Source organism: Caballeronia sp. LZ065 (assembly GCF_031450975.1).
Taxonomy (GTDB): Bacteria; Pseudomonadota; Gammaproteobacteria; order Burkholderiales; family Burkholderiaceae; genus Caballeronia.
The window spans coordinates 1,095,818-1,109,590 of sequence record NZ_JARUXV010000001.1 but is presented as its reverse complement, the minus strand read 5'-3'; the positions used below and the strand labels follow the sequence as shown (position 1 = coordinate 1,109,590).

The following is a 13,773-nucleotide window of genomic DNA, read 5'->3' as shown; positions in this document are numbered from 1 at the left end:
TTGAACAGTGTTCAGTGCCCGAAAGGCACGTTTTTGCTTCCGCCGACACGGCTTTTCGCTGAATGTCCCCCAACGCACGGACGCGAGCACAGGTAAAATCGACAATCGTCTGGCGCGCAGCCGTCCCGCCCTGTGCAGACCTGCCCCGCGGGCGTCCCGAGTTCACCTGCGAGCATCGATGAAATACAAAGACTTGCGCGACTTCACCGCCCGCCTCGAAGCGCTCGGTGAATTGCGCCGCATCCGGCAGTCAGTCTCCCCCGTTCTCGAAATCACCGAAATCTCGGACCGCGTGCTGCGCGCAGGCGGCCCGGCGCTGCTGTTCGAAGCGCCCACCGGCCACACCATGCCCGTGCTGGCCAATCTGTTCGGCACCACGCGGCGGGTCGCGCTGGGCATGGGCATCGAAACGGACGCGCCCGGCAGCGCGGATACGAGCCTCGGCGGCGACGTCGCCGCGCTGGGTTCGCTGCGCGACGTCGGCCGGTTGTTGTCGGCGTTGAAGGAACCCGAGCCGCCGAAGGGCTTGAAGGACGCCGGCAAGCTGCTGTCGCTCGCCAAGGCGGTATGGGACATGGCGCCGAAATCGGTCAGCGCGCCGCCCTGCCAGGAAGTCGTGTGGGAAGGCCAGGACGTGGACCTTTACCGCCTGCCGATCCAGACCTGCTGGCCCGGCGACGCCGGACCGCTGCTCACCTGGGGTCTCACGGTCACGCGCGGGCCGAACAAGCCACGGCAGAATCTCGGCATCTACCGGCAGCAACTGCTCGGGCGCAACAAGCTCATCATGCGCTGGCTCGCGCATCGCGGCGGCGCGCTCGATTTCCGCGAGTTCGCACTGGCGAACCCGGGCAAGCCGTATCCGGTCGCCGTCGTGCTCGGCGCGGACCCGGCGACCATCCTTGGCGCGGTCACGCCGGTGCCGGATTCGTTGTCCGAATATCAGTTCGCGGGCCTGTTGCGCGGCTCGCGCACCGAACTGGCGAAGTGCCTGACGCCGGGCGTCGACACATTGCAGGTGCCGGCGCGCGCGGAGATCGTGCTCGAAGGATTCATCCATCCGCAAGACGGCAATCTCGCAGCCGCGCCCGCGGGCGCGCCGCCGCGTCCCTCGACGGGCGCCGCCGCGCGCTACGAGCACGCGCTCGAAGGCCCGTATGGCGATCACACCGGCTACTACAACGAACAGGAGTGGTTTCCGGTCTTCACCGTCGAGAAGATCACGATGCGGCGCGACGCCCTCTTCCACTCGACCTACACCGGCAAGCCGCCCGACGAACCGGCCGTGCTCGGTGTCGCACTGAACGAAGTCTTCGTCCCGCTGTTGCAGAAGCAGTTCACCGAGATCACCGACTTCTATCTGCCGCCCGAGGGCTGCAGCTATCGCATGGCGATCGTGCAGATGAAGAAGAGCTATCCGGGACACGCCAAGCGCGTGATGTTCGGCGTGTGGAGCTTCCTGCGCCAGTTCATGTATACGAAGTTCATCGTCGTGGTGGACGAGGACGTCAACGTGCGCGACTGGAAGGAAGTGATCTGGGCGATCACGACGCGCGTCGATCCCACGCGCGACACCGTCATGGTCGACAGCACGCCGATCGACTACCTCGATTTCGCTTCGCCGGTGGCAGGCCTCGGCTCGAAGATGGGCCTTGACGCCACCAACAAGTGGGCCGGCGAGACGAACCGCGAATGGGGCCGTCCCATCGTGATGGACGAGGCGGTGAAACGTCGCGTCGACGGATTGTGGGCCGAACTCGGGCTCGACGCATGAGCGCGCGTGCAGCGACGCTCTATCGGGGCGACATCGTCGAAAACACGCATGCGGCACACGTTGCCGTCGTCGATGCGCAGGGCCGGCTCATGCATTCGTTCGGCGATCCGCAGCGCGTCACGTTGCCGCGCTCAGCGGCAAAGCCGGCGCAGGCGCTGGCGGTCATCGAGACCGGCGCGCTCGAACGCTTCGGCTTCACGGAAGAAGATCTGGCGCTGATGTGCGCCTCGCACAGCGGCGAGCCGCGCCACATCGAACGCGTGCGCGCGATGCTCGCGAAAGCGCAGGCGAGCGAGAGCGACTTGCGTTGCGGCGGCCATCCGCCGATCTCGGACGCCGTGCAGCGCGACTGGATCAAACGCGGCTTCACGCCGACCGCCGTGTGCAGCAACTGCTCCGGCAAGCACGCTGGCATGCTCGCGGGCGCCCGTGCGATGGGCCTCGCGCTCGCCGACTATCATCTGCCCGGCCACCCGCTGCAGGCTCACGTGAGACGCACGATGGCGCGCGCCGCCGGCTTGCACGACGATGAAGTCCAATGGGCCATCGACGGCTGCAACCTGCCGACGCCCGCCTTCCCGCTCACGCATCTCGCGCGGCTATTCATGCAGATCGCCGACGCCCCGCAAGACACGCCGCTCGCACGCATCCACCGGGCGATGACGGCGCATCCCGAACTCGTCGCGGGCGAAGGGCGTTTCTGCACGCTGCTGATGCAGGCCTTCGACGGCGCGCTCGTCGGCAAGACCGGCGCGGATGCGTGCTATGCGATCGGCGTGCGGCGCGAGCACGGCACGCTCGGCATCGCGATCAAGGTCGAGGACGGCAATACGGCGGTGCTGAACGCGGTCGTCGTGCACGTGCTCGATCAGCTCGGCATCGGCACGCAGCAGCAGCGCGACGCCCTCGCCGCCTTCCGTCAACCGGTCGTGCGCAACACCATGGGCGTGCCGACCGGCCAGCTCGACGTGCGCTTCACGCTGCATTCCCATCAGGCTTGAACATGCATGCGTGGTCGTTGCTGTCGGACGGATTTTTTCTGTCGCTGTCGCTGTGCCTCGATATCGGCATCGCCAACGTCGCGATCATCTCGCTGGCCTTGTCGCACGGCTTCAGGCCGGGACTCGTGCTCGGCCTCGGCACCTGTTTCGGCGATCTGTTCTATGCGGCGCTCGCGCTGCTCGGAATGACGGCGCTACTGCAGTTTCCCGCGGTGCGCTGGGTCGTGTGGATCGGCGGCGCCATCGTGCTGCTGTTCCTCACCTGGAAGATGGCGCGCGAGGCGCTCGATCCGGCGTCCGCGCCGCCCGTCGAAGGCGAGGCGGATCTCGCCGTGCCGCGTCCCCGGCACTGGAAGAGCTTCGTGCGCGGCTGCCTGCTGGCGGTGTCGTCGCCCAGTGCGATCCTGTGGTTCGCGGCCGTCGGCGGCGCGCTCATTGCCAAGGCGGGCGCGACCAGCGCCGTCAGCGCGTCCCTGTTCCTGACCGGCTTCTTCTGCGGCGGCCTTGCCTGGACGCTCTTCATCTGCACGCTGGCCAGCCACGGCCGCAAACGCGCCGGCACGCGGCTGCTGCGCGCCTGTCATGTGATGTCGGCGGTGCTGTTTGCATATTTCGCGTACAGCGTGATCGTCAATGGATATCGCGACCTGATCGTGCACGCGGCCAGCTGATCCTGCCTTCAGGCAAGGTACTGCGAGAGCTTCGCGAGATCGACGTTGCCGCCGGACACGATCACGCCCACGCGCTTGCCCTCGACCGGCACGATCTTCTGCAGGACCGCCGCCGCCGCGAGGCAACCTGTCGGCTCGACGACCATCTTCATGCGCTGGGCGAAGAAGCGCAGCGTCTCGATCAATTGCGCATCGCTCACCGTCACGATGCGCTCCACGTGTTCGCGGATGATGGGAAAGTTATAAGCGCCGACATGCGTAGCCGCGGCGCCATCGGCGAGGGTGCGGGGCACGTCGATATGCACGATCTCGCCGCGCGCGAGCGACTGTTGCGCATCGTTGCCTGCTTCCGGCTCGACGCCGATCACCTTGCAGTCCGGCGCGAGCGCGGCCGCCGCGAGCGCGCATCCGCCAATCAGCCCGCCGCCCCCGAGGCACACGAACAGATAGTCGAGCGGCCCGGTTTCCTCGATCAACTCCTTCGCCGCCGTGCCCTGGCCCGCGATCACGTGCGGATGGTCATAGGGCGGAATGAGCGTCATGCCGCGCTCGTCGGCGAGTTGCCGACCGATCTCCTCGCGATTTTGCGTATAGCGGTCGTAGGTAATGACCTCGCCCCCATAGCCGCGCGTGGCTTCCATTTTCGCGGCCGGCGCGTCCTCCGGCATGACGATGGTCGCGCGCATGCTCGCAAGCTTCGCCGACAGCGCAATGGCCTGCGCATGATTGCCCGATGAGTAAGTGATGACGCCGGCCGCGCGCTGGCGGGCGTCGAAGTGCGACAGCGCGTTCCATGCGCCGCGGAACTTGAACGCGCCCATGCGCTGGAAGTTTTCGCACTTGAAGAAGAGCGAGGCGCCGGCGAGCTCGTCAGCGGTACGCGACGTCAGGACCGGCGTGCGATGGGCGAAGCCTTCGAGACGCCGGGCGGCATCAGCGACGTCATCGTAGGTGGGTGCGGGAAGGAAGATCATCGGCGGCAACCTGTGCAGGGAGGAAACGGCATTGTCTTAGTTTATGCCGCCCTGCCCGGCTGCCAAAACAACAAAGGCGATGCGCTTTGGAACGCATCGCCTTTAGTTCAGGCTGATGTTCGGCTTGACTCAATGACGCCAGTAACCGGGGCCATGCCGGTAATAACCGTGGTGCCGGTAATACGGCCGGCCGTAATAGCCATAACCGCCATAGCCACCATAAACCACCGCGGGCGGCGGCGCATATACGACCGGAGGCGGCGCGACATACACCTGCGGCGGCGGGGCCACGTAGACCGGCGGAGGCGGCGCGGCGTAAACCGGATAAGAAGGCACCCCGATGCCGACGCCAATCGACACATGCGCCTGAGCCACACTCATGAAGCCGACGCCCAGCGCGCCAGCCACCAACACACTACCGAGCTTTTTCACTTTCGTTCTCCTCGTCGCTTCGCATCGTTTCCGGCTTGCGCGGAACATGAGCGACGGTATGAAACGAATTTAACGAAAAAGCACATTTATCGCTGGGACCATTTGTTGCAAATTGCAAGTTTCTTAACGCGGGTTCAGAGGTGAAAGCTGCGTGCGGCTCAGGAACTCACGTGAAAACGCCAACCAATATGGCTCTCTACGCTCAGGCAGGAACATGCGATGCGGACGCAAGAACAATGGGTAACGTCTGATTACAAATGAACGAAAAAGCCCCATCGGAGGTCTCCGACGGGGCTTTGAAGTGCGATAGGAAAGCGCCCGGGTGTCGCGCGCTTAACCAACCTTCACATAAGCGAACTCGCGCGTGACATTCGGCGGCACATAGGCGCCGCTGATGACGACACGCGGCGTCAGGCGCTTCTTCTGATCCCACCAGCAGCGCCGCTGGGTCTGGCTCAAGAATCGCAGATGCTTCCGGTACGAAAAAATGCTCATGGCGACCTCCGAACGTAGCGAATGAAACCTTAGGAAGAGGTTGAAGGCCGGTTGCACCTGCCTCTTCAGTCGAATGCTTCTTCTCTTTAGTATTTCGCGCTGTCCTCGCTCACTTCGTACGCCAGGGAACTTAATGCTGGCTTCGATGTGGGCTTGACCACATTCAGCAGAATCCATGCCGTTCTGGCCCGCAAAAATGCGCATCGCGTTAGAGGGCCGCCGATGATTCGAACACACCGATGTGCGTCCGTTTCACTTTATGCAGTCTATCCTGCCAGCATTGCGTGACGCGCGCTGTCGACCCGCGTGTCGAAATCGCAACACGGGGCGAAGTTCGGGGATCGGTCTGAAAATTACGGTTCACTTTCATTCGACTGCCATGGAAATGACGATCACGTCGCCGACGCATGCGCTCGGCCGCCCCCAACCGGCGCTGTAGCCGTGTTAAGGTGACGACCGGCGCCCCACCGTGTAGGCCCGGTGGGCGGGGAAGTCAAGTCGCCATGAACAGGATGTCGCGACGTTTCAGGGTCGGCCTGGCAGCGGCCGGCGAGTTGTCAGACTCGTCACGCGCCGCGTCGGCCAATGACGGCTTGCGATGACCTGGTAACACACTCCCGTCCCGAGAACGAACAATGATCAAGGTCAAGCACCCCGAATCGCGCCGCGCGAGCGTGCGCCCCGCTGTCGCAGCCGGCGCTGTTGCCCGCCGCGCACGGAGAGTCGGGCTCCTCCGCTAGTCCTTGGCGTCGTTGGTTTCAAGCTTCTTCCAGTCGACCCGACGCAGCCGCCACGCTGCACACGCAAACAAGAGGACCCGAGATGTTCGGCGATATCGCCCGTTTTCTGCTCAGCACCGTTTTCACCCTGTTCGGCGCGGCACTGCTGCTGCGCGCATGGATGCAGGTCGTGCGCATGCCGCCCTACAACCCGGTTTCCAACGCCGTGATGCAGGCCACCAACTGGATCGTGTTGCCGCTGCGCAAGATCCTGCCAGGCGGCAAGATCGACTGGGCGAGCATCGTCGCGGCGCTGATCGCCGCCGCTGTCTATGTCACGCTGATGGTCGTGCTCGCCGGCGTCGACCCGACGCTCATGCTGCCGATGCTCGCGCTTGTTGCCCTGCTGACGGTCATCAAGTGGGCGCTGAACCTCATCATCTGGATGACGATCCTGATGGCGCTGCTGTCGTGGCTCAACCCGCAGTCGCCGGCCATGCCGCTGCTCTTTCAGATCACCGCGCCGTTCCTCGACCCGCTGCGACGCATCCTGCCGCGGCTCGGCGGCATCGACCTTTCGCCGATCCTGCTGTTCGTCATCGTGCAGGTGCTGCTGATGGTGGTGACGCGCGTGGCGGTATCGATGACGCTGTTCGGGATCTGAGCGGCGCGCGCAATTGCGCCTGCGAAGGCGTTGCGCTTACAATTGCGTGCTCAAGCATCGGCTCAAAGCGGGCGTCGTATAATGGCCATTACCGTAGCTTCCCAAGCTACAGACGTGGGTTCGATTCCCATCGCCCGCTCCAGGTTTCTCAGCACAAGCCGCATCAAAACACCCGGAAAAGCCGCCTCCAGTGTCACACTCGGGCGGCTTTTTGATTTCCAGCATTGCCTCGCCATGAATCACGATTCCCAGAACGAAGACGCCGACGGCGCCCCCGACCATCCCGCCTCCGCCGACGATTCCTCGACGCTGCGGCACCGACGCATCCGCAGTTTCGTCACGCGGGCGGGCCGCGTCTCGATAGGACAGCAGCGCGCCCTCGATGAACTCGGTCCTCGCTACGTCATGCCCTACGCGCCGCAAGCGGCGGACTGGAATGCCCTCTTCGGCCGTGAGGCGCCGCACGTGCTGGAGATCGGCTTCGGCATGGGCGCGACGACAGCGGAAATCGCAACCACGCGTCCCGGCGATGACTTCATCGGCGTGGAGGTTCACGAGCCGGGCGTCGGCGCGCTGCTCAAGCTGATCGGCGAGCAAGGACTCGGCAATATCCGCATCCTGCAACACGACGCCGTGGAAGTGCTCGAGCACATGATCGCGCCGGACAGCCTCGACGGCGTGCACATCTATTTCCCCGATCCATGGCACAAGGCGCGTCACCACAAGCGCCGCCTGATCCAGCCGAAGTTCGTCGCGCTGCTCGTCTCGCGCATGAAGCCGGGCGGCTATCTGCATCTCGCGACCGACTGGCAGAACTACGCGGAGCAGATGCTCGACGTCCTTTCGGCGGAACCCGCGCTCGAGAATACCGCCGACGGCTACGCGCCGCGTCCGGACTTCCGCCCGGTCACGAAGTTCGAGCGGCGCGGATTGCGCCTCGGACACGGCGTATGGGACCTGATGTTCCGGCGTCGCTGAACCTCGGCATAGGGGACGGCCACGAGGCCGCACCCGTGCCACACGATCCGGCATGCGGTCCGTACCCGACGGTTCGGGAGGATGAGCTTATGACGGGACGTGCATCCACAGGTCTGCGCCCATGCAGGCGCACATGCAAAAAAGCCACGGCTCGCCGTGGCTTTTCTTCTATTGCACACCGGACATCAGTCGGCCCAGCTCAGCCCGCCGCTGTAGCCCACGATCAGGATCAGCAATCCAAAGCCGATGCGATACCACGCGAACGCCGTGAAGTCGTGCGACGCGACATAGCGCAGCAGCCAGCGCACACACACGAACGCGCTGATGAACGCCGCCACCAGCCCGATGGCGAACAAGCCGATATCCCCGACGGTCAGCGTGCGCCAGTACTTGGCCATTTCATAGAGCGTCGCGCCGAAGATGATCGGGATGGCGAGGAAGAACGAGAACTCGGTGGCAACGCGCCGCTCCAGTCCGAACAACATCCCGCCGATGATCGTCGCCCCCGAACGCGACGTGCCCGGGATCAGCGCGAAGCACTGGGCGAGACCGACCTTGAAGGCATCGGCATAGGCGAGTTCGTCGACGGACGTCACGCGCGCCGCGACGCCGCGTTCCCGTTGGCGCGACTCGGCCCAGAGAATCACGATGCCGCCCACGATCAGCGCCACCGACACCGGCACCGGCGAGAACAGCACCGCCTTGATGTGCTTCTCCAGCAGCAAGCCCAGCACGATGGCCGGAATGGTCGCGATGATGACGTTGAGCGTGAAGCGCCGCGCATCGGGCCGACTCGGCAGCCCGGTGACGACCGAGCCGATCTTTGCGCGATATTCCCAGCAGATGGCGAGAATCGCGCCGAACTGGATGACGACGTCAAAGGTCTTCGATTGCGCGTCGGTGAAATTCAGCAGACTGCCAGCAACGATCAGATGCCCCGTGCTTGAAACCGGCAGGAATTCGGTCAAGCCTTCCACGACGCCCAGTACAAGCGCCTTCACCATCAATATCCAGTCCATCCGCAGCCCTTGTTCGCCGATACAGCTGTTGTTTGTCAAGCACCGTACAGGCGGATGTCGGCTTACTTCTCGACGATCTGCACACGTATGCCGTTTGTAAGGACTGTGATTGTACCGGGTTCGTAAGACACCCCGGCGAACTGGAGTTCTTCCGGCTTGAAGGTGTGGATCGGATAGCGGTCGAGCAGCTGGGCCGCGAGCTGCGCGCCGACCGATGCAATCTGTTGGTTGTACTGCCCGGCGTCACCGCTGAACTGCGCATCGTCAACAGATGGCGCGACGAGAATGACCGAGCGGCTGGGTGCATCGTAGGCCAGTTGCGTGGACAGCGTGAACGCGCCGACCACGGGATTGGGCATGAAAGGCGTCGCGAGACGGGCATCGACGCGCACCGTCGCGCGATTGCGGTCCGGCGCCATGCCGACCACGGGATTGCTCAGCACGACATCGAAAATCTGCGAGGCCGTGCGTTGCAGCGGGAACTTGCGGGCGACGGCTTCCTGGACCTGCTGCGTCGAGAATGTGTAGTGATCCGGAATGAATGGGAAGATCGAGTTCGACGCCGCGCGGGCGGTCGATGTGAGAGCGAGCGTGGGCAGCGACAGCGCTGCCAGCACGAACCGGCGCCGCAGCGGCGCGACGGTGTGCGTCATGCGTGTTCCTCCAGTGCTGGGTTTTTCGAGTCTTTGCGCCGGCTGGCGCGGTTCGGCTTTTGGACCATCGATCAGCGGGACAGTTGCGTCGCGCGGGGCTGCGTATCCCGTTCGAGCGTTTCGATCCACTGCAACGCAAATTCGCGCGACTCGCCGCACATCTCCGCCGAAGGCTGCAAGCCGCTGCAGCATGCCGGCCTGCGCGGATCGCCGAAGAGGGCGCAGCGCAGGTCATCGCCGAGCTGCACGCAGCGCTCGCCCGCACGCTTGCCTTGCGGCATGCCCGGAATCGGGCTGGAGATGGAAGGCGCGATGCAGCACGCACCGCAAGCCTCGCGGCAGGCGTGAGGCGAAGAGTCGATCGGCATATCGATAAGGAAACGCGGGGACACGAAAATGCGAAAGCCGCATTGTCCCACGCCTTGTCTTGCGCTCCGTCAAACCGCGTATGCCGTTCTGCGACCCTGGCGCGCAGGTCCGCTGCCCGACGCCGCCCTACACTCGAACGGATTCCAGAGGCCCGCCATGACAACCGCCGTTCCGTTCTTCCGCCCCGACCTGCTCGCCCGCTACGACGCGCGCGGGCCGCGCTACACGTCGTATCCGACCGCCGTCCAGTTCACCGACACCTTCGACCCCGCCGACTACCGCGCGGCCGCCCGCCGCGGCCAGCCGCACGAAGCGCTGTCGCTGTACCTGCATATCCCGTTCTGCGACACCGTCTGCTTCTACTGCGGCTGCAACAAGGTCGCGACGAAGAACCGCGCGCACGCCCGGCCGTACCTCGAACGCCTGAAGCGGGAACTGGCGCTGCAAGCGACCTTGTTCGATCCCGCGCGCCCCGTCACGCAGCTGCACTGGGGCGGCGGCACGCCGACCTTCCTGGCGCACGACGAAATGGCCGAACTGATGGCGGCCACGCGCGCGCACTTCAATCTCGTGCCCGACGACCGCGCGGAATACTCGATCGAAATCGATCCGCGCGAGGCCTCGGCGGACACGGTCGCGCTCTTGCGCGAACTCGGCTTCAACCGCCTGAGCCTCGGCGTGCAGGACTTCGACGAACGCGTGCAGCGCGCCGTCAATCGCATCCAGCCGCGCGCGCTGACGGAGCAAGTACTCGATGCCGCGCGCCGGCATGGCTTCCGTTCGGTCAGCGCCGATCTCATTTACGGCCTGCCGCATCAGAGCGTCGAGAGCTTTTCGCGCACCCTCGACGCCCTCATCGCGATGCGGCCGGATCGCGTCAGCGTGTTTGGCTACGCGCACCTGCCGGAACTCTTCAAGATGCAGCGGCGCATCGATGCCACCGCGCTGCCCTCGCCGGCCGTGCGCCTCGCGATCCTCGAACGCGTGATCGCGCGCATGAACGAGGCGGGCTATGTGTACATCGGCATGGATCATTTCGCGCTGCCCGACGACGAACTCGCCCGCGCACACGCGGCGGGCACGCTCCAGCGCAACTTCCAGGGCTACAGCACGCAGGCGGATTGCGATCTGATCGGCATCGGCGCCTCGTCGATCGGCAAGGTCGGCGATGTCTATGCGCAGAACGCGCGCACGCTCGCGGACTACGCGACGGCGATCGACGCCGGCACGCTGGCGATTGCGCGCGGCGTGCGCCTCTCGCCCGACGATGAACTGCGCCGCGACCTCATCATGCGCGTCATGTGCGGCGGCGAGCTGCGTTTCGACGACGTCGCGCAGGCGCACGGCATCGAGTTTCCGGCGGTCTTCGCGAACGAACTCGAACGCCTCGCGCCGATGGCCGACGACGGCCTCATCGAGCTCTCGCGCGACGCGCTTCGGGTCCTGCCCGCGGGACGCATGCTGGTGCGTAATGTCGCGTCGGTGTTCGACCGTTATCTGGGACAGAGCGGCGCGCAGCGCTTCTCACGCACGCTCTGAAGGAAAGACGGGCGGCGGCGAGGCTTCAGGACGCGTATTTCTTACCTCGCTGGCTTAGAATGACAGCCACTCCGGGCGCCGGAGCCGCACGCACCGCACGCATGCATGCACTACGCGTAAGCCCCCGCGCCCGTCCATTCACGCCGATGCGAAGCGCCGGGCTGGTCGAAGGCGCATCGCGGACGGCCCTGCCACCGCCACGTCATGCCCAGCCCTTCGCCGCAGTTCGCTCCGCTCGCCCAACTTGCCGCCGATCTCCACGCCGGCCGCACGACCAGCCGCGCGCTGGTCGAGACGGCCCTGGAACGGATCGCCGATCCCGCGGGTCAGGGCTCGACCGTCTTCGTGCACGTCGATGCCGCTCAGGCCCGCGCCGCCGCCGACGCCCACGACGCGCTGCGCCGCGCCGGCACCGTGCTGTCGCCGCTCGCCGGCATTCCTGTGTCCATCAAGGATCTCTTCGATATCGAAGGCCAGGTGACGCGCGCCGGCTCGACCGCGCTGAACGACGCCGCGCCCGCCCGCGCCGACGCCGTCGCGGTCGGCCGCCTGCGCCGCGCGGGCGCGGTGCTGATCGGCCGCACCAACATGAGCGAGTTCGCGTTCTCGGGCCTCGGGCTCAATCCGCACTACGGCACGCCGCATTCGCCGTGGCGCGCCGACGTGCCGGGCGACGCGCGCATCGCGGGCGGTTCGTCGTCGGGGGCGGCGGCCTCGGTCGCGGACGGCATGGCCGCCGTCGCGCTCGGCACCGACACCGGCGGTTCGATCCGCATTCCATCGGCGCTGTGCGGCATCACCGGCTTCAAGCCCACCGCCAGCCGCATCCCGAAGCAAGGCGGCGTTCCGCTCTCCCGCACACTCGATTCGTTCGGGCCGATCGGTGTCTCGGTGGCCTGCTGCGCACTGGTGGACCGCATTCTCGCGGGCCGCGAGCCCGGCGTGCCGGCCGCCCGTCCGCTCGACGGCGTGCGCCTCGGCGTGCTGACGAACTACGTGACGGACGGCGTCGAGGCGCCGGTCGCCAGCGCGGTCGCCGCGGCCATCGATCATCTGGCGGCGGCGGGCGCGGTAGTCGAGGACGTGCGGTTCGCGCCGCTCGACCGGCTGCCGGAGATCAACCGTTATCCTCTGGTCGCGATCGAAGCCTTTGCGTGGCACCGGAAGCTGATGGCCGAACGCGGCGCGCAATACGATCCGCGCGTACTGGCCCGCCTGAAGCGCGCCGAAGCGGCGAGCGCCGCTGATTACATCGACTTGTGCGAGGCCCGCGCCGCGATGATCGAGGAAGCCCGCACGACGCTCTGGCAGCGCTTCGACGCGATCATCTGCCCGTCCGTGCCGGTGCTGCCGCCGCGCATCGCCGACCTGGACGCCGACGATGACCTCTTCACGCGCACCAACGCGCTCATCCTGCGCAATCCGACCGCCTTCAATTTCCTCGATGCCTGCGGCCTGTCACTGCCGTGCCACCCGCGCGGCGACGCGCCCGTCGGCCTGATGCTGGCCGGCGCGCCGAACGCCGACGACGCGTTGCTGTCCATCGGGCGCGCGGTCGAAGCCGTACTCGACACGACGCGCTGAAGCGGCGGCGCGTCGTCGCGCATGCGGCGTTCGCGCTAGAATTCACCGTCAAGCGGCGCAACTCAGGCACTTCCTTCTCGAATCGTTGCGGAACAATGAACAACTCTTTACATCACTTCTCGATGCACCAGGGCGACCGCGTCATGCGGCGCGAGCGGCGCCTGCTGGTGCTGCTGGCGCTCGTCTGTCTCGGGCTCGTCGGCGGTGCGCTTTATCTTCAGTTCTATCACGGCGAGGACCCTTGCCCGCTGTGCATCATCCAGCGCTATTTCTTCGTGCTGATCGCCGTCTTCGCGTTCCTCGGCGCGGGCTTCAACAATTGGCGCGGCATTGCGCTGCTGGAGACGCTGGTCGCGCTCTCGGCGCTCGGCGGGCTCGCCACGGCCGCGCGGCATGTGTACGTGCAGTCGCATCCGGGCTTCAGCTGCGGGTTCGACGCGTTACAGCCGGTCGTCGACAGCTTGCCGCCTGCGAGCTGGCTGCCGCAGGTGTTCAAGGTCGCGGGCCTGTGCGAAACCCCGTATCCGCCGATCCTCGGGATGTCGCTGCCGCAGTGGTCGCTGATCGCCTTCGCGATCATCTTCGTGCTGGTGCTGGCAAGCCTGCGCTTCAAGCGCAAGCTGCGCGCGACCGCGCGGTAATTCCTGCCGCAGCGCCCTGGTTGTCTCCGGGCGGCGCGTTCGCGCCGCCCGTCTCCCCGCTCCGCTCCGTCTTTCCCGCCACGCATCAGTCCGACCGCATACCCTTGATACGGGGCCGGCAATATTTTTTCGATATTGCGGTGCTAAGGTCGTGTCTGGATGGCGATCTACGTGCGCGCAGTCCGTTCTGCCCAGGCAAGCCGTGTTTTTCCCGGTCAGCCCCGAAACGAACGACAACCGTGTAACGCGCGCCGGGTCCG

14 protein-coding genes and 1 tRNA gene are annotated in these 13,773 nt (G+C 65.8%); 9 read left to right on the top strand and 6 right to left on the bottom strand.

Going from position 1 to position 13,773, the window contains the following annotated elements; all coding sequences use genetic code 11:
• The first annotated feature begins 178 nt into the window (after positions 1–178).
• From QCE63_RS05220 to QCE63_RS05210, 3 genes are read left to right on the top strand one after another with little or no spacing between them, the layout of a single operon-like run.
• A complete protein-coding gene (locus QCE63_RS05220) occupies positions 179–1,774 on the top strand; it encodes a UbiD family decarboxylase (RefSeq protein WP_309831185.1) in 1,596 nt (531 codons plus the stop codon).
• Positions 1,771–2,775, top strand: coding sequence for an asparaginase (locus QCE63_RS05215; protein WP_309831183.1), 1,005 nt, complete (start codon positions 1,771–1,773; stop codon positions 2,773–2,775). Before QCE63_RS05220 ends, QCE63_RS05215 begins: the two co-directional genes overlap by 4 nt.
• A gap of 2 nt (positions 2,776–2,777) precedes the next feature.
• Positions 2,778–3,446, top strand: coding sequence for a LysE family transporter (locus tag QCE63_RS05210; RefSeq protein ID WP_309831181.1), 669 nt, complete (start codon positions 2,778–2,780; stop codon positions 3,444–3,446).
• Positions 3,447–3,454: 8 nt separating this feature from the next.
• Here the strand turns inward: QCE63_RS05210 and QCE63_RS05205 are convergent, their stop codons facing one another.
• From QCE63_RS05205 to QCE63_RS05195, 3 genes are all read right to left on the bottom strand, one after another.
• Positions 3,455–4,420: a threo-3-hydroxy-L-aspartate ammonia-lyase gene (locus tag QCE63_RS05205; protein ID WP_309831179.1), complete on the bottom strand. Its 966-nt coding sequence runs from the start codon at positions 4,418–4,420 to the stop codon at positions 3,455–3,457.
• A 129-nt stretch (positions 4,421–4,549) separates the two neighbouring features.
• The gene (locus QCE63_RS05200; RefSeq protein WP_309831177.1) at positions 4,550–4,852 is read right to left on the bottom strand and encodes a hypothetical protein; all 303 of its coding nucleotides are present in this window, start codon (positions 4,850–4,852) and stop codon (positions 4,550–4,552) included.
• 333 nt (positions 4,853–5,185) lie between these two features.
• Entirely contained in the window at positions 5,186–5,347 is a 162-nt protein-coding gene (locus QCE63_RS05195) for a hypothetical protein (protein WP_309807623.1), read from the bottom strand.
• Between the two features lie 822 nt (positions 5,348–6,169).
• On the opposite strand from QCE63_RS05195, the gene QCE63_RS05190 reads away from it, so the two are divergent.
• From QCE63_RS05190 to trmB, 3 genes are all read left to right on the top strand, one after another.
• Positions 6,170–6,730, top strand: a complete 561-nt coding sequence (locus QCE63_RS05190) for a YggT family protein (RefSeq protein ID WP_309831176.1) — start codon at positions 6,170–6,172, stop codon at positions 6,728–6,730.
• A 67-nt stretch (positions 6,731–6,797) separates the two neighbouring features.
• Positions 6,798–6,872 (top strand) — tRNA-Gly (locus QCE63_RS05185).
• A 92-nt stretch (positions 6,873–6,964) separates the two neighbouring features.
• The gene (trmB, locus tag QCE63_RS05180) at positions 6,965–7,708 is read left to right on the top strand and encodes a tRNA (guanosine(46)-N7)-methyltransferase TrmB (RefSeq protein ID WP_309831173.1); all 744 of its coding nucleotides are present in this window, start codon (positions 6,965–6,967) and stop codon (positions 7,706–7,708) included.
• A gap of 185 nt (positions 7,709–7,893) precedes the next feature.
• On the opposite strand, the gene QCE63_RS05175 is transcribed toward trmB, so the two are convergent.
• The 3 genes from QCE63_RS05175 to QCE63_RS05165 all read right to left on the bottom strand — a co-directional run bounded on the left by QCE63_RS05175 (position 7,894) and on the right by QCE63_RS05165 (position 9,748).
• Positions 7,894–8,727 carry an undecaprenyl-diphosphate phosphatase gene (locus tag QCE63_RS05175; RefSeq protein WP_309831171.1) on the bottom strand — a complete coding sequence of 278 codons (834 nt, stop codon included), beginning with the start codon at positions 8,725–8,727 and terminating at the stop codon, positions 7,894–7,896.
• A gap of 62 nt (positions 8,728–8,789) precedes the next feature.
• Positions 8,790–9,380, bottom strand: a complete 591-nt coding sequence (locus tag QCE63_RS05170) for a DUF1439 domain-containing protein (protein WP_309831169.1) — start codon at positions 9,378–9,380, stop codon at positions 8,790–8,792.
• 71 nt (positions 9,381–9,451) lie between these two features.
• Entirely contained in the window at positions 9,452–9,748 is a 297-nt protein-coding gene (locus QCE63_RS05165) for a YkgJ family cysteine cluster protein (RefSeq protein WP_309831167.1), read from the bottom strand.
• Between the two features lie 157 nt (positions 9,749–9,905).
• Between QCE63_RS05165 and hemN the strand changes: the two genes are divergently transcribed.
• The 3 genes from hemN to QCE63_RS05150 all read left to right on the top strand — a co-directional run bounded on the left by hemN (position 9,906) and on the right by QCE63_RS05150 (position 13,513).
• Positions 9,906–11,288, top strand: a complete 1,383-nt coding sequence (gene hemN / locus QCE63_RS05160) for an oxygen-independent coproporphyrinogen III oxidase (protein WP_309831165.1) — start codon at positions 9,906–9,908, stop codon at positions 11,286–11,288.
• A gap of 204 nt (positions 11,289–11,492) precedes the next feature.
• A complete protein-coding gene (locus QCE63_RS05155; RefSeq protein ID WP_309831163.1) occupies positions 11,493–12,872 on the top strand; it encodes an amidase in 1,380 nt (459 codons plus the stop codon).
• A gap of 122 nt (positions 12,873–12,994) precedes the next feature.
• On the top strand, positions 12,995–13,513 hold the full coding sequence (locus QCE63_RS05150; protein WP_309833689.1) for a disulfide bond formation protein B: 519 nt from the start codon (positions 12,995–12,997) through the stop codon (positions 13,511–13,513).
• Positions 13,514–13,773 lie beyond the last annotated feature (260 nt).